The organism is Neobacillus sp. 19 (assembly GCF_049463095.1).
Taxonomy (GTDB): Bacteria; Bacillota; Bacilli; order Bacillales; family Cytobacillaceae; genus Neobacillus.
Genome location: NZ_JBMPZU010000029.1, coordinates 62,199 through 79,381 on the forward strand (window position 1 = coordinate 62,199; position 17,183 = coordinate 79,381).

The 17,183-nt window shown below is 42.0% G+C and carries 14 protein-coding genes; 4 read left to right on the forward strand and 10 right to left on the reverse strand.

All coding sequences use genetic code 11. The features are described 5' to 3' along the window. Window positions 1-187 precede the first annotated feature (187 nt). The gene (locus tag ACO1D1_RS06925) at window positions 188-1,648 is read right to left on the reverse strand and encodes a substrate-binding domain-containing protein (protein ID WP_423335382.1); all 1,461 of its coding nucleotides are present in this window, start codon (window positions 1,646-1,648) and stop codon (window positions 188-190) included. Between the two features lie 178 nt (window positions 1,649-1,826). Beyond that, window positions 1,827-3,059 (reverse strand): Zn-dependent hydrolase, encoded by a 1,233-nt coding sequence (locus tag ACO1D1_RS06930; protein ID WP_423335383.1) that lies wholly within the window; start codon window positions 3,057-3,059, stop codon window positions 1,827-1,829. A 394-nt stretch (window positions 3,060-3,453) separates the two neighbouring features. Between ACO1D1_RS06930 and ACO1D1_RS06935 the strand changes: the two genes are divergently transcribed. From ACO1D1_RS06935 to ACO1D1_RS06950, 4 genes are all read left to right on the forward strand, one after another. Further along, window positions 3,454-4,515, forward strand: coding sequence for a YeiH family protein (locus tag ACO1D1_RS06935; RefSeq protein ID WP_149868507.1), 1,062 nt, complete (start codon window positions 3,454-3,456; stop codon window positions 4,513-4,515). A 106-nt stretch (window positions 4,516-4,621) separates the two neighbouring features. After that, a complete protein-coding gene (locus tag ACO1D1_RS06940) occupies window positions 4,622-5,134 on the forward strand; it encodes a hypothetical protein (RefSeq protein ID WP_423335449.1) in 513 nt (170 codons plus the stop codon). 96 nt (window positions 5,135-5,230) lie between these two features. Beyond that, window positions 5,231-5,815: an RNA polymerase sigma factor gene (locus ACO1D1_RS06945; protein WP_423335384.1), complete on the forward strand. Its 585-nt coding sequence runs from the start codon at window positions 5,231-5,233 to the stop codon at window positions 5,813-5,815. Then, window positions 5,805-6,596 (forward strand): anti-sigma factor domain-containing protein, encoded by a 792-nt coding sequence (locus tag ACO1D1_RS06950; protein WP_423335385.1) that lies wholly within the window; start codon window positions 5,805-5,807, stop codon window positions 6,594-6,596. The genes ACO1D1_RS06945 and ACO1D1_RS06950 overlap by 11 nt, the downstream gene beginning before the upstream one ends. Before the next feature lie 61 nt (window positions 6,597-6,657). On the opposite strand, the gene mglC is transcribed toward ACO1D1_RS06950, so the two are convergent. The 8 genes from mglC to ACO1D1_RS06990 all read right to left on the reverse strand — a co-directional run bounded on the left by mglC (window position 6,658) and on the right by ACO1D1_RS06990 (window position 17,045). After that, window positions 6,658-7,680, reverse strand: coding sequence for a galactose/methyl galactoside ABC transporter permease MglC (gene mglC, locus ACO1D1_RS06955; protein WP_149868504.1), 1,023 nt, complete (start codon window positions 7,678-7,680; stop codon window positions 6,658-6,660). 12 nt (window positions 7,681-7,692) lie between these two features. After that, a complete protein-coding gene (mglA, locus tag ACO1D1_RS06960) occupies window positions 7,693-9,195 on the reverse strand; it encodes a galactose/methyl galactoside ABC transporter ATP-binding protein MglA (RefSeq protein WP_149868503.1) in 1,503 nt (500 codons plus the stop codon). Window positions 9,196-9,528: 333 nt separating this feature from the next. After that, window positions 9,529-10,593 carry a galactose/glucose ABC transporter substrate-binding protein MglB gene (gene mglB / locus ACO1D1_RS06965; protein WP_423335386.1) on the reverse strand — a complete coding sequence of 355 codons (1,065 nt, stop codon included), beginning with the start codon at window positions 10,591-10,593 and terminating at the stop codon, window positions 9,529-9,531. Between the two features lie 226 nt (window positions 10,594-10,819). Then, entirely contained in the window at window positions 10,820-12,409 is a 1,590-nt protein-coding gene (locus ACO1D1_RS06970) for a response regulator (protein WP_423335387.1), read from the reverse strand. After that, window positions 12,384-13,865, reverse strand: coding sequence for a sensor histidine kinase (locus tag ACO1D1_RS06975; protein ID WP_423335388.1), 1,482 nt, complete (start codon window positions 13,863-13,865; stop codon window positions 12,384-12,386). Before ACO1D1_RS06975 ends, ACO1D1_RS06970 begins: the two co-directional genes overlap by 26 nt. Continuing rightward, window positions 13,865-14,866 (reverse strand): sugar-binding protein, encoded by a 1,002-nt coding sequence (locus ACO1D1_RS06980; RefSeq protein WP_423335389.1) that lies wholly within the window; start codon window positions 14,864-14,866, stop codon window positions 13,865-13,867. Before ACO1D1_RS06980 ends, ACO1D1_RS06975 begins: the two co-directional genes overlap by 1 nt. Before the next feature lie 127 nt (window positions 14,867-14,993). Beyond that, window positions 14,994-15,983 carry a LacI family DNA-binding transcriptional regulator gene (locus tag ACO1D1_RS06985; RefSeq protein ID WP_423335390.1) on the reverse strand — a complete coding sequence of 330 codons (990 nt, stop codon included), beginning with the start codon at window positions 15,981-15,983 and terminating at the stop codon, window positions 14,994-14,996. A gap of 3 nt (window positions 15,984-15,986) precedes the next feature. Further along, on the reverse strand, window positions 15,987-17,045 hold the full coding sequence (locus ACO1D1_RS06990; RefSeq protein WP_423335391.1) for an aldose epimerase family protein: 1,059 nt from the start codon (window positions 17,043-17,045) through the stop codon (window positions 15,987-15,989). Between the last annotated feature and the right edge of the window lie 138 nt (window positions 17,046-17,183).

Here is a 17,183-nt window from a genome sequence, read left to right on the forward strand (position 1 = left end):
GATATGTGCCAACCAAATACCCAAGCGAATAAATTATTTTAAAAAAGAGGGGAAGCGTATCTCGCTATGAAGCAGTGAAAAATAAAAAGCGAAGAGCCACAAAAACGCTCCTCGCTTTTTCATTTGGAATAACGCATCATCGTGTCCACCTGAGGAGGACAAATGTACTTTAATGGTGCCTGACACCCTACTCAGCAGCTTTAATGTAGCCAATTCTTTCAACTATCTCTTGCCCTTGTGGTCCCTGCATCCACTCTAGGAATGGTTGTATTGTCTGTTTTGGGTTGCCTTTCAAGGTAATTGCGTAGAGGGAGGCGGTGAAGGGGTATTTCCCGCTCGCAATGTTTTCGGGATTTGGTTCCACCCCATTAATGGCCAGCAGTTTAATGTCTGGATTTTCCTTCATCCCAATTGCAAAGAAACGGAATGAAAAGCCAATTGAATTATCATAATTGCGATAATCTGCTACCTGTTCAATAATTCCGCCCATCCCTTCAGGTACATCTTCCTTTAGAGGCTTCATAATTGGTGTATCACCCATAATTTTTTCCAAAAGTGTTTGGCTGCCGGAGTTTTTTGGACGCTGAAAAGCAATAATTTTCTTATTCTTCCCGCCAACCTCGGACCAATTTTTCATTTTGCCAGAGTAAATCTCTTTAATCTCAGAAACCTTTAAGCTACTAACTTGATTACTAGGATTGACAAAGAAGACAAAGGCTTCCTTGCCAATTGGAGTCATGACAAGTTCTTTCCCATCCTTCTTCGCCATTTCCAGCTGCTCTTTCGACGGAACGGCGCCGAAGTAAATATCTACTTCACCGGATAATAGGCGTTCATAGGCATAAATGGTATTGGTAAAACTGACTACCTCTCCCTTCTCCCCCATCACTTTTCCAATATCCTCATAGGCTGCATTGGCAAATGCCGAGTAAACCGGAAAGGCCGCTTCAGCCCCATCTAAAATCGGCATCTCGCTTGGGTTCTTGATTGTAAATGTCGATGCCTCCGTCAGCTTTGGCAGCTTATTATCTGGATTCGTCACTTCATAAGGCGTTAAGTCCGTACTAGAGTAGCCGCCGCCATATTTAAAACCATAGGATGGCAAAACGGTTTGACTGCGCTGCCATTTAACTGCTTCACCGGTACCCATCGCAAGAAAAAACACAGTCAATACCAGCAGCTGCTGCTTTAAATTAAAAATTGGCCGCATCTTGCTCATTATCATTACAGCCAATACCCCTCCAACAAATGCTAACTCATAAGCGAGCGGTGCCCATAGAAATAATCTTCCCTCACCGGAAAACATCGCGATAAAATAGATAGGTGCCAGTGCCAGGTGAAGAAGGCAATAGAAAAGCCAGGTATTTGCCCCGAAAAACCCGCCGCTGATCAGCATAAACACGGCCCATAATACAGCTGTAAAGGCGAGCGGCAAAAGGAAGAGAGTGAAAAGTTCCGGCAATCTGCCAGACTGAGCCCGCTTCTTACTGATGAAATATCCTGCGAGAAAACCGCCGATAATTAGAGGCAAAAGTGCAGCAATCATAATATCATCCAGTCCCGTGGTCATTAAGGTAAATGCAACGATAGACAACACAAAAGGAATTACACCGAAATTAAATAACAAAAGCAAAAATCTTCCTCCCATGATAATCCTCCCTTTCACAGTAAAATGTATGTATCTTCACTTTATATTTTAGTGTAATTTTACACTTTTCCCATCTATTTTACAATAAAAATATTGTAATAGTTTCATAAATAAAAAAAGACTCTTCCGCAAGTAAAAGCGAAAAAGTCTGCTTGATGAATTTGATTCATGTTGCTGCTTATTTTGATAATAATGTTAAGACTGTATCTAACACTACATTTACCCCTTTTTCACAATCTTCCCAGGTCGTAAGTTCTTCTTCACAATGGCTTTTTCCGTTAATACTCGGAACAAACAGCATCGCTGTTGGGACATAGCCGGCAATAAATTGCGCGTCATGACCGGCGCCTGAGACCATTCTTTTATGAGAAAAACCAAGTGACTCTGCTGATTGTTCTAACGTATCACAAATTTCCGGTGCGAACCAAACCGTATCCCGATCCCATAATTTGGTCGTCTTGACCTCGCAGCCCTCGTTAACGCCTAAATGCGGCAGGCTTTGAATGAAATCCTTCACGGCGTTGACGATTTCCATATCCTTGTGTCGTGCTTCAAGTGTAAACACAACCTTATTTGGAATCACTGTATGGATGCTCGGATATACGTTCACTCTGCCAATGGTGAAAACTAATTCTTCGTCCATTGCGCTTAAGTGTTTGCGGATTTCGTTGATTAAGTTATTGGTCGCAAACAGAGCGTCCTTTCTCATGTTCATTGGAGTGGTCCCGGCATGATCCGATTCCCCGGTTACTTCTATTTCATAACAAGCCATCCCGACAACGCATTCCACAACGCCAATAGTAAGGGCTTCTTTTTCTAAAATCGGTCCTTGCTCAATATGCAATTCCAAAAAGGCAGTCGCTTCTTTCAACCGGTTCTCGGCTTCCCCCTCGTACCCGCTCGCCTTCAGTGCCTCCCCAAAGGTAATACCATCTGGATCTGCTTTTTTTACCATGGCATCCTTATCGAACTTGCCGGAAAGGACACCTGAAGCCATCATTGAAGGTTCAAACCTTGCGCCTTCTTCATTTGTAAAATTTACAATTGTAATTGGAATGCGCGGTTTCAGGTTATTTTCAACGATCGTTCGAACCACTTCTAACCCGGTTACAACTCCCAAAACACCATCAAAGCGGCCGCCCTTTTTTACCGTATCCAGATGAGAGCCAATCAAAATCGGCGGTTTATCCTCGGCACCAGCTAGTGTTGCATACATACAGCCCATATCGTCGACCTTGACCGTCATCCCCAATTCTTCGCAGCAACTCCGGAAGTACTCCCTGACACGGCAATCCTCATCTGATAAGGAAAACCTTGTAACCCCATTATGTTTTGTCCTGCCAAAGTCAGCAAACCTTTCCAACTCTTGTTTCAGTCTTTCCCCATTAATCAATAGTTTTTGTTTTTGCATGACTAAACAACTCCCTCGTTAATATGAGATGAAGAACGGTTTTATGTAAGTTTTAAATCTCATGGAGTAAAAGGCGGATTTAAGTTACTGCAACGGCAACGGCCTTTCATAATGCAAGCCGTTCCGTACCCAAGGTAATCTATAAAAGAATTTATAGAAATATTCAGTTATTTTAATTATATAATACACCTGCTAGTTGTCATTAGACAAAACATAAAATTTTTCAGGTAAATGATTTGATAGTTTGTATGACTCCCATCATTTTGCCCTCATTACTAATCATTGGCCTATTTTATTTATATAGTTTTATTATTATCCCTATTATATATCTTTATTTCCCTTATGTACGTATCAGGAGTATTCTGAGGATAGAAACTTAACTGAGGTGATAGAAATGGGGAGTCAGAGTGCAAGAGCTATCTCATTAAACGAACAGGCAGGCCAGCAGCAAAAAAAGCCGCAGCCCAAACCTTCCTTAGCGTTATGGTTAGGAGGAATCGCCTTTACTGTTGTCATCGCGGCAATCGGTTACGTATTAGCAAAAGTTCCCGGCTTTGATCGTGTCGGCCCGCTTGCATGTGCCATTGTGATTGCAGTCATGTATCGGCAATTTTTCGGTTATCCCGAAAAAATTCGAGCGGGGATTCAATTTTCTTCGAAACGCTTTTTACGTTTTGCAATTATTTTATACGGGTTAAAACTGAATATTGATATCGTGCTTCATCAAGGACTTGGTCTGCTTGCACGTGATATTGGTGTGATTGCCTTTGCGATATTATTTACCGTATGGCTGGGAAAATTACTGAAAGCTGAAAACTCTCTTGTCCTGCTCCTTGGGGTCGGAACTGGAGTGTGCGGGGCAGCAGCGATTGCAGCCGTATCACCAATTATCAAAGCAAAGGATGAAGATACCGCTATCGGTATAGGAATTATTGCACTTGTTGGGACGATTTTTTCCATTACCTATACGATTCTAAGGCCTTTTCTCCCGTTATCAGCGATAGATTATGGCATCTGGAGCGGAATCAGCCTCCACGAAATTGCCCATGTCGCTTTAGCTGGAGCTCCGGCAGGTCCGGATGGATTAGCCATTGCCCTTTTGGCAAAATTGGGCCGGGTGCTGTTACTTGTTCCTTTATGCTTTATCTTAATGTATTGGGTAAAAAGAAAAAGTTCAAGCAGTGCTGGAGATTCGAAAATTGAATTTCCTTGGTTCCTGATTGGCTTTATTTTGATGAGTTTGTTTGGAAGCTATGTTCTTGGCAAATCCATTCCATTTTCAAAAACTGCCATGGATGGCGTTGCCAATGCTACGACCTTTATTTTGACAACTGCAATGGTTGGTCTCGGATTGAATGTAAACTTAAAGGACCTGCGGACTAAAGCGGCCCGGCCGTTGATTGCGATGTTGATTACGTCGGTCATCCTCTCCATTGTTACATTTTTTATTGCTTAACCGTATCCGCTTACTAGATTGAAAATAGTTCATTTTTTTATCGAACCGTTTTTACTCCTCCTTCGTTACCTTTATTGAAAAGATCAGTAAAAGGAGGATTTACATGATGAAAAAGTGGAATTGGATTGTCTTATTTCTTTTAACAGGAGTGCTGCTTGTTGGCTGCAGTTCTAAAGAAAAAGCGGAGGATACACAGAAAAATGATCAGGCAGAAGCAGTGTCAAACGAACCAAGTGACAAGAAAACAAAAGAATCCTCTCAAGAAAAGGTGCCTGCACTACAGCTAATGGAAAATGAAAAGACCGGCAAATATCTGACTGATGCTGACGGTAAGGCACTCTACTATTTCAAAAATGATAAGCCAAATACTTCAAACTGCAGCGGTGAATGTCTGCAAAACTGGCCATCCTTCTATAAGGAAAACTTTGAGGTTCCAGAAGGCTTTAATAAAGATGATTTCGGCACCATTACCCGTGAGGATACAGGTGAAAAGCAAACATCCTATAAAGGCTACCCGCTGTATTATTTTGTTAAAGATCAAGCGTCTGGGGATGTAAACGGACAAGGGGTTAAGGACGTTTGGTTCATCATTAGCAGCGAAACAAACTTTACACCATAAGCACGATACGAAAGGACTGCCCTTTTTGGCAGTTCTTTTTCTCTTTACCTTGTCTTATACTTAGTAAAACTTTTTCATAAAGGAGAGAATTTGGCAGTGAAATCAAAAACGGACGAGGAACTGATTGCATTAATTATCCAAAAACATCGACCGGCGCTTGAAGAACTGTATGATCGATATGTAAAGCTCGTCTACAGTTTCTCCTTTAAATTAACTAAAGGTGATAGAGAGAAAACGAAAGAAATTGTCCAGCAAGTCTTTCTCCGAATTTGGACAGTGAAACGGCCCTACAACCCGCTGCAAGGCAAATTTGTAAACTGGCTGCTCACCATTACCCGAAACATTGCCATTGATAGTATACGAAAAGAACAAAAACAGCCTGGGAATGTCCAGCTTGAGCCTAATGAATGGCGGCAAATGGAGGATCAGGAAACAGAAAGTGTACCTCTGCAAGTTTCAAAAAGTCTATTAAAACAGCAAATTCAAGAAGCCAAGCAACATCTTTCCGAACCACAGCAGCGCCTCATCAATTTATTGTACTGGGAAGGCTATTCCTTAAGTGAAATTGCGAAAATGGAACAAAAACCACTTGGTACCATTAAAAGCCGGCTGCATCAAACATTAAAAATACTTCGTAAATATTTCAGTAAAGAAACAGGAGGTGTTCAGCATGGAAGATAAGTGCGAAAACCTGTCTTTATATATTATTAGTGAACTGTCAGTCCATGAAATGGCACAATTCGAACACCATCTAAAAACATGTAAACACTGCCGGAAAGAAGTAAATTCTTTAAAGGAGACATGGCAGATGCTTTCTTATGATGTCGAAGAAATGGATGTCCCAGAATCACTAAAAGCGGAGGTCATGGATTTTATTTTTCAAGAAAATGGGACAGCATCACCAGTTCAAGTGAAGGCAGCTAATCATCAGTCAACTTCACCTGTTGTTGAAGTCGAACGAAAAGAGCACCATTTTCTTGATAGGTTAAAAGGAGTTCTAGAAAGGCACTTTTCAGCTTTATCTGCGGGTATTACAGCAGTTTTACTAGTAGGAGTGATTGGGCTTTACTGGAGTAACCTTCAATTGAAGGAAAACATAACCGCATTGGAAAACAAAACTGGTTCTCAGATGCAAATTGTCCGGACATTTGACTTAAAGGGGATGAATTCAGCTGCTGCGGCAAGCGGAAACGCCTACCTTCTTCAAGAAAGCAGTGACAGCGTACTTGTTATAGAGTTATCTAAGCTCCCAAGTACAAAAGATGAGGAAGTATATCAAGTATGGCTCTTAAAGAATGGCCATCGGCAAAGTGCTGGCACCCTAAAACCTGACCTAAATGGTAAAGGCATAATCACCAGCCGTCTGCCAAAAGACCTCTCCTTTGATGACATCGGAATCACGCTAGAGCCCAATCCAAACAACACACAGCCCCAAGGCCAAAAAGTCATCGGGACATCCTAACATATTCTAAACGACAGTGTCCACCACCCGTGGACACTGTCCACGAATGGTGCCTGACACCCTATTTTTTCTTAGCGTGTTTGCGCATGTCGAAGGCCACTGCAACGATGATAATTAAGCCTTTTACGATGAATTGGATATATGGGCTTACGCCGAGGAATGCGAGGCCATAGTTAATGACTTGGAAAATTAATACCCCTGTGACAACGCCAGGAACGGTTCCAATCCCGCCGGAAAGGGATACGCCGCCGACAACGCAGGCTGCAATAGCATCGAGTTCGTACATGTTACCAGTGTTGTTCGTCGCACTTCCGACACGGCCTGCCTCCAATGTACCTGTTAAGCCATAAAGAAGACCGGCAATCGTATAGATGATAATCAGATTTTTGGCGACGTTAACACCGGAAACCTTAGCGGCTTCCGGGTTGCCGCCGATCGCGTACATATTTTTACCAAGCTGAGTTTTATTCCAAATCACCCAAATAATGAGAGAGACAATAATGGCATACAAAATGAGATAGGGGAATTCATATGACCCTACTTTAATTCCACGCTGTGCAAAAGTGGTAAATTTTTCACTTAAACCCCCGATTGGCTGGGCGCCATATGGCGGACGGTCAAAGTAAATCGAAGTTAGTCCGTATACCCCAATCATCATACCGAGTGTTGCGATAAACGGCGGCACATGAAATTTCGAAACGACTACACCGTTTAATGCAGCAATTAGACCAGTTGCTGCCATCGCAATTATAATCGGTACAAACAGCGGTAATTCAGGCAGGTTAGGATACATTTTATAGGCATAATCCCCAGCCTGGAGCATCGACGCCGAAATAACAGCGGCAAGACCGACCATTCGTCCTGCTGACAAGTCCGTACCTGCAGTAATTAAGATACCGGCAACCCCAAGTGCGATGATGATCCTTGATGAGGATTGTGCCAAAATATTGATTAAGTTGGTCATCGACAAGAAGTCCGGTGAAGCAATGACAATCCCTACAACAAGAAGGACTAACACTACATATATAACATTATCAACAAGCCATTTAGATACATTCGCTTTTTTTGAAGCCTCCGTGTTCATTTCCGTCGCCTCCTAATACAACGCTGCTAATCGCATAATTTCTTCTTGAGAGGTAGAAGACGTCTCTACGATTCCAGCTGCTTTTCCATTACTCATGACTAAAATTCTATCTGTCACCCCTAAAAGCTCCGGCATTTCGGAAGAGATCATGATAATCCCTTTTCCGGACGCTGCTAATTGGTTAATAAGTTGATAGATTTCAAACTTTGCTCCTACATCAATTCCCCGTGTTGGTTCATCCAACAGTAAAATATCCGGTTTCGTCAACAGCCAGCGGCCGATAATCACCTTCTGCTGGTTTCCGCCTGAAAGGCTACCGATGGATGTTTTTTGGGTTGGTGTTTTCACCTTCATGGAGTCAATAACCCACTGCGTGTCTTCCTTCACCTTACTATCTGATAAGAACGGACCTTTACGGTATTGTTCAATGTTGGAAATGATCGAGTTAAAGCTGATGCTTAATTCTGGAAAAATACCTGTGGACCTTCTTTCTTCCGTTACTAAGGCAAAGCCATTTTTGATGGCATGCTGCGGTGAATGATTCTTGACCACTTTCCCATTCAATTCGATCGTCCCGGATTTCAACGATCTCATGCCAAAAATCGACTCCAGCACTTCTGTCCGCTTGGAACCCACGAGGCCGGCAATTCCTAAAATTTCTCCCTGCCTCAGCTTGAAGTTTACATCGGAAAATGAAGGCTGTGTCTCTGCTGTTAAATCAGAGACTTTCAAAATCATTTCCCCCGGTTTATTGATTTTTTCCGGAAAACGCTGTGACAAATCACGGCCAACCATCAGCTTAATGATTTCATCAGTCGTTAATTCCTTCGCACTTTTCGTCGCAATATATTGACCGTCCCTCATGATGGTTACTTCATCAGAAATCTTCAAAATTTCTTCCATTTTGTGTGAAATATAGATAATCGCAACATGATCACTCTGGAGCTTGCGAATGATGGTAAAGAGATGGTTCACTTCATTCTCTGTCAGGGATGATGTTGGTTCATCCATTACGATAATTTTTGAACCGTACGAGACTGCCTTGGCAATTTCCACCATCTGCATCTCCGAAACGGATAAGGTGCTCACTTTGCTGCGCGGGTCAATATTGATATCAAGTCCTTTAAAAATCGCCTTTGTGTCCTCATACATTTTCTTCTCATCAATGAAAACGCCTTTTTTCGGATAACGGCCGAGCCAAATATTATCCATAACATTGCGCTGCCGCACCTGGTTCAATTCCTGGTGTACCATGGAAACACCGTTTTCAAGCGCCTGCTTGGAATTAGCAAATGCTACTTCTTTTCCTTCAAAAAGAATTTTGCCTTCATCCATCGAATAAATCCCAAACAAGCATTTCATTAACGTTGATTTACCTGCCCCGTTTTCACCCATTAAGGCATGTACGGTTCCCGCTTTCACTTTGAGTGAAACACTATTCAGGGCAATCACGCCGGGAAACCGTTTCGTTATATGCTGCATTTCAAGTAAATTGGTTGCACTAGCCTCAGACATAAGCAAACCTCCCCGCTTAACCATTTAAAAAATATGAGACAATCAAAGCGAGTCTCATTTTTATAGAAAAAATGTTTATAAACAAAAGTCCAGTTTGAAAAGAAATAAAACCCCGAACGAAGGAAAAGCAAGATCTTTTCCTTCGTTCGAAGAGCGCCTTAGGGCTGACTACTTCCAGCCCCCGGACTGGCGGCGCTTCCGCTTTTCTTATTGTCTAGCTCCAGCGCCTAGGGGCTCGGGGTCATAAGCCAATCCGTCAAGAAGGCTAAAAAACAGCCTTCTCGCCGGCCCGTCTTATGCCTGTCGCCCCTAATCAAGGCGCTTCCGCTTTTCTTATTTATAAGCGTCTTTACCAACTTGGATATTATCTTTTGTCACTTCAACATAAGGGACACGAACGGCTTTATTATCGTCCAGCTTCCACTCTGTTCCGTCTAACACGTCTTTCCCCTTCGCCGCGTTTGCCGCAATGTCGATGGTGGCTTTCCCTTGGTTTTTCGCATCATTTAATATCGAACCAACCATTTTGCCTTTTTCAATCATTTCAAGTGCTTCCGGAATTGCGTCTACACCAACTACCGGCATATATTTATCACCGGTGAAGAATCCTGCTTTTTCAAGCGAAGCAATTGCACCTAGTGCCATACCGTCATTGTTGGCAATGACAAATTCAATTTTTTCGCTGTATTTTGCTAACCAGGCATCCATTTTTTCAGTTGCCTTTGTTGCATCCCACATTGCAGTATCCATTGCCAGCTCTTCTACTTGGATTCCTTTTTCTTTTACCGTGTCCACCGCAAATTTCGTACGAGCTTCCGCATCGGGATGTCCTGGCTCCCCTTTTAGTAAAACGTACTGCAGTTTACCATCTTTGTTTTTGTCATATTTATCTTTATTTGCTTCCCAAGCCTTAGCGATTAATTCGCCTTGAAGGATACCTGACTCTGAAGAGGTTGTGCCAACATAGTAAGCTTTATCATAGCCTTTTAACACGCTTGCATCCGGCTCCTTATTAAAGAAGATAACCGGAATGTTCTTTGGCTTAGCTTTGTCAATAATCGTTTGGGCAGCTTTTGGATCAACAAGGTTAATCGCCAGTGATTTTGCCCCTTTGGCAATCAGCGTATCCACTTGCTCAATTTGCTTTGCTTGGTCGTTCTGCGAGTCATTCAACATCAGTTTTACCTTATCTTTTGCGGAATCTTCCATTGCACGGCGCACGTAGGACATGAAGTTATCATCAAACTTGTAAATCGTTGCCCCAACCGCAGGAAGACCGCCGCCGTCCTTTCCCTTGCCGGAATCTGTCCCGCCAGTTGAACTACTGCAGCCTGCCGCTAATAGAATACTAGATGCCACTGTTAAAGATAGAATTAACCCTTTTTTCTTCTTACCCATGTGATCATTCTCCTTTTACTTTTTTAACAAAAGACTTCGGCAAGCTATTTAACCTGCTAAACTAAAGTCCCTTGTAAGCCCTTACACCTATGGTAGCATCCAGAGAAATCATGCAATAGTTCAAACCTCTAGCACATATTTGTGAATTTCTAGACTATTTTGCGAACGGCTTAAAAATAAACAGGCCAACCCGTTATATACGAATTGGCCTGTTTATTTTAAAACCTTAACTTACCGTTATTTTCCGATATTCTGTTGGGGACAAGCCTGTTGCCTTTTTAAACACGCGGCTAAAATAGTTGGGGTCCTTATAGCCTACTGAATAGCAGATTTCCTTTAAGCTTTTTCCCGGAGACATAATTTCCGCTTTGGCATGCTTGATTCTTATTTCCGTCAAGTAATCGATAAACGTCAAACCAAACCGGTCTTTAAATAATTTACTAAAATAATAGGGACTAAGCTCGACATATTCGGCAGCTGATTCCAATGAAATCGATTCGGCATAATGCCTTTCGATATATTCCTTTGCCTTTTGGAGCATGCCTTTTGCATGATTATTCCGCCACAACTGAACATGCTGGACGACCGCAAGCAGATGCGCCTTACCTTTTTCAAACATAAAATAGACTTTATCAGACTCGTCGATTGCCGGAATCCGCTCATAATGGATGCCTAGGTCATGAAGCATACGGGAAAGGAGAATAAACAATTCATCGAATGATTTTTTCACCCATGATGGTGTAATGGTCTTGTTCGACTCAAGCCTTGTAATAAACGAATCAAAGATAAACAAGACCTGATTGACGTCTCCCTGCCTGACGGCTTCTAAAAGTTTTTTCTCTACTTCTAATACTCCTGATTCAGCGGGCAGTTCGAAGGCAGCCCCTTGGCGGTCGCAGAATCCATACCTGCGATTAGGCACTTTCATCAGCTGTTCCAAAGCCAAAACCGCTTCATGATAGGACTTATTCAAATCATGGGCATGACTGTAAGGATGGCCAATCCCAATCCTTATATCACCCCTGAAGCTTTCTTTTTTGAAAAAGTGAATCAAGCTCTCAAGAAACGTTTGCGCGTTTGTTCTAAAATACGTTTTTTCCGTGGGTTTTTTACAAAGGAATAAAACGGGCACCTGTGTGTCCGTTACCGGGCCAATCATAACTTCTTGCTTTTTTACGACATCCTTTAGGGTGTCCTTTAACCAGATATACCAGTTTTGCTTTTCGCTTGCAGTAAGGTCAGCGGACGCTGGCTGCAGTAAAGTAAACAGCATGATATATCCCGAGGTAATTTCTACTCCCAGCAGTTCGCTCCATTCATCAAAGGTAATATCCTGCACTTGGTTCACTATTAAGGAGGAAACCCATTCTTTTTGCGCAATCGAAACCGCACGATCCAAATGATCCCGCAAGCTTTTCTGTTCCTCCTGCTGATTTCTTTCCTCAAGGATTTCGCTCGAAACCCGCTCGATCGCCGCGAGAATATCCTGCTTGCTGCTAGGCTTTAATATATACTCCTTAACCCCCTGCTGCATGACTTCCTTGGCGTATTCAAAAGTATTAAAGGCCGAAACCATAATAAAGTGGATACTGGGATAAAGTTGTTTAATTTCCTTTACTGCCTGGACGCCATCGATACCCGGCATTTTTATATCCATAAAGATGAGATCCGGTTTATGCTCGAGAGTCATTTCAATTGCCTTTCTTCCATTTGCAGCCTCACCAACGACCATCACGTCCATTGTCGAGCTGTTAATCATTTTTGTTAAAGCTTTTCGCTCAAGCACTTCATCATCCACAATAAGAATTTTCAACAAGCTCATTTCTCCCCTTTACCACAGTAGGAATCGTTAGTCTAAAATTGGTTCCCTTTCCTAACTCTGATTCGATTTCGACAATGTCGTTTCGCTGGTAAAACAGCTGCAGCCTCCTAATCACATTTTTCACGCCAATACTTGTAGAGTGACCTTTTGATTTTTCGGGTTCATATGACTCGTCCATTTCGGTGCCCTCGATATAGGTGAGGAGTTTATGTTTAATTGCCTCCTCCATCCCATCTCCATTATCAATAACCTCCACGTGAATCCGTTCTTGATGCCGATAAATATGGAGGCGGATTTCTGCATTTTCTTCATACGATTCAACCCCGTGAATAAAGGCATTTTCAACCAAGGGTTGTAGAATTAAGCTTGGTATTTCAATATCTAAACAATTTTCTTCCATTTCCGTAACAAATTGGATGCGTCCCCCAAATCTGGTTTGCTGGATAAAAAAATACTCCTTCACGATTCGTACTTCCTCTCGAAGCGTCGAGGCCTTATTTAAATCACCGAGGTTGTACCGAAGTATGGCCGCTACCGCTTCAATTAGCCGGGAAGTATGTTCTGCTTCTTCTAAATAGGCCATTTTTGAAACTGTATTTAACGTGTTAAACAGAAAATGGGGATTAATTTGATTTTGCAAGCTGCGCAATTCCAATTCTTTTAAAAGCTTATCTAATTCCGACTTTTGTCTAATTTCCATTACATGCTGTCTCAAATTCGTTCTCATTTGATTGAACGTTTCCGTTAATGGCTTTAATTCGTCCTTTGTTGTGATTCTTATATCTTCTCCGGATAAATTCCCTGTTGAAATTTCCTTCGCCGCTTTCGATAACAGACTAATCGGCTTCGTTATCCCTCCTGAAATCCAAAGCGCTAACAAGGTGCTTAAGAAAAACGCCGCTGTAAACAAGGATATCGACATGAGCTTATAATAATGGTTTTGTTGTTCAATTTGATCATAGAACTTTTGATAATCGGTCAATTTATTATTTAACAGTGCCAGTGTACTCTCCTGTAGGAAAGAGGCAATTTTCAGTACTTCATTAAAATGGCTCGAGTAGTGGTTAATATCGTCCTTTTGGAAGGCCCCCACTGTGGCATCACATTCATCTATAAAACTATCGATCATATTTTTATAATTGATGAGGGTAATATCACTCGTATCCATTTCTTGATATAGTCTTTTTTGATCGTTGATCAGCTTTACTTTTTCTTTTCGATAGTCTTCCAGATAGGATTCTTCTTTATCTAATATATACGCATGCAGCTTTTCGGTAATTAAGTTCGTTTTTTGCGAGATATCATTTAACAGCAAAAATCGCTCGAAGCTATCATCATATTCATTGACTAGTTTTTCACTGCTGTTGTAAAAGAACAAGCCGACGGAAGTTAGCAATACAACCAGGACGATGAAATAAAGGAGCAGTTTCGACCTAATTCGAAATAACATTACTGTCTCTCCTCCATTCGATCAGGATGCCCTGGCGGCAAATCTCCTACCCTCAAAATCTTTGTATTTGTATGAATGACGGAAGGCACTTTCTTCCCTTCGATTAAATCGATCATCATTTTCACTGCTTCATAGCCCATTTCATACGGCTCTTGGACAACAGTGGCATTAATCATTCCTTTGCGAATGTACTCAAGTGTTTCCGGTAATGTATCAAATCCCATGATATAGATTTGGTCGTTCTTTTTATATTTCTTCACCACTTGGGCAATCCCAATCCCATCAAGGGCACTTGTCCCATAAAAGGCATTGACCTCAGGGTGAGCCTGGAGAATTTGATAAGCCTTTTCCGCTGCTATAACTCTGCTAATATCTGATTCTTGTATATCAATGATCTTGATGCCTTTTTCTGCTTTTACAGCATCTTCAAAACCCTTTACCCGTTGGATTTGATGATTCTTGTAAAAGCTGCCTGTTATGATCGCCACATTGGCCTTTCCCTTTGTATCGGCAATCAAGGCCCTTCCCGCTAAATAGCCGGAATAATAATTGTCCGTTCCAATATAGGCCATCCGCTTACTATTGGAGGCATCGGTATCGACAGTAATAACAGGAATCCCCTTCTCAATGACTCGATTAATTAATGGGGTAAATTGCTCATCACTTAACCCCTGTGTCATAATGCCGTCTACTTTAGAGGCCACCGACATTTCGATTGTTTTTAAATGATCATCAATATTGGATTGTTTTGGTCCGACATACTCCAGCACAATCCCGTAATCATTGGCCGCAGCCTTTGCCCCTTTTTCTACAAGCCGCCAATACTCATTATCGAGTTCCTCTGGAACAAGCACAAAATGATAGCGATACTTTTCCAGCGAAGTTTTCTCACTTGGCAAGTCATGGGTCACGACCTTAACACCGTAAAAAATGGAAAATGAGAAACTGACAATAAAGAATAAAGCACCAAACGTATACGCCATAATTGAATACCTGCCCATACCCTACCCCCAATCACTAAGCTTGCCAGCCAGTGTAACCGTTACCAATCCAGATACAAACATTATACGGAACATCCTAAAAATCGACAATAGCAAAACCCACCTAAACAGGAAGGTGGGTTTGTGTTTAAAAGCTGCTATTTCGAATCACAAGGCTGGTTGCGATGAAGATTTTTTTGGCGGTCTTTCGGCCTTCGATTCTTTCCAAAAGTGTGTCAACGGCGGTTTCGCCCATTAGTTCCGTATAGACTTTAACCGTGCTTAAGGATGGGAACACATACTTGGAGATGCTGATATCATTTACCCCAATGATGTTCACCCGCTCTGGAACTGAAATTCCTTCCTCCAAGAGAGCCCGCAGTGCACCTACGGCAATAGAGTCATTCCCGGCAAAGAATGCTGTCGGCAAGTTGTCACCATGCTCTTGTATAGCTTGTTTCATTAGAGAATGGCCATCATCAACGGAAAACGAGCCACTGTATATAAACGCTTCGTTTAATAGCCCTTTTTCCCCTAAAAAGCGCTTGAAAGTCAGTTCCCTTTGGTCATCAAGGATGGAGGTTTTGTCTTTGAAGCCCTCTCTCCCGCCGATATAGCCAATTTTCGCATGACCCTTTTCAATCAAATGCTGGAGCACCTTCTCCGTTGCTTTTTCAAAATCAGTCACAATCGAATCAAAGTGATCTTCGTCCGGAGAAGAGTCAACAAAGACAATATTTTTGGTAAGCGATTGAAGCTCTTTAACCTGCTTGCTGCTAAACTTTCCAATTGCGATAAGCCCTTGAATATCAACGTCCTTTAAGTCTTCGTAGTTGTCCTGGAAGTACTTTCCCATGTGAACCCCGAGGTGGCGGCAGCGAGTTTCCACCCCGAGCCGGATGGACATGTAGTATAAGTCCTCTAGTTCTTCCTTTTCGGTATACCACTGCAATAAGGCAATTTTCCCCGTTTCTTGTTTCCTTACTGGTTTCTTCTTATATGAAAGCTCTTCTGCTGCTTCGAAAATCCTTTTCTTCGTATCATCGCCGACAGAAAGCGTTGTGTCATAATTTAACACCCGCGATACCGTGGCAATCGAAACGCCTGCTAATTGGGCAATATCTTTAATGGTAGCCATAAATCAGTCTCCTAATGTGTTTGCAAAAAAACGATACGTCGTTGTGGAATAGTATACTTCCTCTGGCTTTAAAATGGTAGTTGGAAACTCCGGATGATGAATCGCATCAGGCAGCCCCTGTGTTTCAAGGCAAACTCCCAAATAGTTTCTCGCCCGAACACCCATGATCGAATAGGGAGCTTCTAATTGATTCGCTGTATACAGAACCACGCATGGCTGGTTTGTCGTCACCAATAACGTCCGTCCGCTTTCTTCGTCAGTTAAGACAATCTGATTTTCACCCTTATTCGTGAAAATAAGCGGGTGATCATAACCGTTCCCTACAAGGACATTTTGTGGATGTGTCGAACTTCTTCCAGCATTTAAACGGCGGCCGTGCTGAAAGTCAAACGGGGTATTCTTAGTCTTAAGCATTTGACCTGTGGGAATAAGGTCAGGAGCCAACTCTAAAAAACGATCACTTTCAAGTTGAAGAATATGTTCCGTACAATCCCTTTTTAAATTCCCGCTCAAATTAAAATAGGAATGATTGGTTAAATTAACGATGGTTGTTTGATCTGTTTTTCCTTCAAAGGTAATTTTAAATTCATTTTTATTGTTTAAAAGATAGGTAACATTCGTGTCCAAATTACCTGGATATCCCTCTTCACCATTTGGACTTTGATAGAAAAACTTCACACCCACAGCTTGCTCAGTCTCTATTTTCTCCGCTTGCCAAATCACTGAACTAAAGCCTTTTCTACCGCCATGTAAATGGTTGGGATGTTCATTTTCAGCAAGCAGGTATTCTTTTCCATCCAGTTCAAACCCGGCACCCTTAATTCTTCCTGCCACTCTGCCTACTACCGCCCCAAAGTATGGCGACAATTCCAGATAGTCCTCTAACTCATCAAAGCCAAGGACAACATTTTCAAAGTTTCCGTGACGGTCCGGGACAATAATCTCCGTTATCACACAACCGTAATTCAGAAAAGAAACGGTCATTCCGGAATCGTTAACGAGTGAATACTCGATCACAGGTTCACCAGCATACAGGCCGAATACTTTATCTACTAATTTCAATGACTCTCACTCCCTTATTACATGTTTCTGAGTACTTATGACATGTTTTTTAGTATTTAAAACGTATTTTTAGGCACTTACAACCTATTTTTCAAAACTTACGACATTTACTGGATATCAATTAGGAATTCACCTAAA

Excerpts from the sequence above, each read along its gene's own strand:
- ACO1D1_RS06985 (WP_423335390.1), bottom strand. The coding sequence starts at position 15,983 with ATGGCTACCATTAAAGATATTGCCCAATTAGCAGGCGTTTCGATTGCC.
- ACO1D1_RS06925 (WP_423335382.1), bottom strand. The coding sequence starts at position 1,648 with ATGGGAGGAAGATTTTTGCTTTTGTTATTTAATTTCGGTGTAATTCCT.
- ACO1D1_RS06940 (WP_423335449.1), top strand. The coding sequence starts at position 4,622 with ATGAAAAAGTGGAATTGGATTGTCTTATTTCTTTTAACAGGAGTGCTG.
- ACO1D1_RS06935 (WP_149868507.1), top strand. The coding sequence starts at position 3,454 with ATGGGGAGTCAGAGTGCAAGAGCTATCTCATTAAACGAACAGGCAGGC.
- ACO1D1_RS06980 (WP_423335389.1), bottom strand. The coding sequence starts at position 14,866 with ATGGGCAGGTATTCAATTATGGCGTATACGTTTGGTGCTTTATTCTTT.
- ACO1D1_RS06950 (WP_423335385.1), top strand. The coding sequence starts at position 5,805 with ATGGAAGATAAGTGCGAAAACCTGTCTTTATATATTATTAGTGAACTG.
- ACO1D1_RS06975 (WP_423335388.1), bottom strand. The coding sequence starts at position 13,865 with ATGTTATTTCGAATTAGGTCGAAACTGCTCCTTTATTTCATCGTCCTG.
- ACO1D1_RS06930 (WP_423335383.1), bottom strand. The coding sequence starts at position 3,059 with ATGCAAAAACAAAAACTATTGATTAATGGGGAAAGACTGAAACAAGAG.
- mglB (WP_423335386.1), bottom strand. The coding sequence starts at position 10,593 with ATGGGTAAGAAGAAAAAAGGGTTAATTCTATCTTTAACAGTGGCATCT.
- mglA (WP_149868503.1), bottom strand. The coding sequence starts at position 9,195 with ATGTCTGAGGCTAGTGCAACCAATTTACTTGAAATGCAGCATATAACG.
- mglC (WP_149868504.1), bottom strand. The coding sequence starts at position 7,680 with ATGAACACGGAGGCTTCAAAAAAAGCGAATGTATCTAAATGGCTTGTT.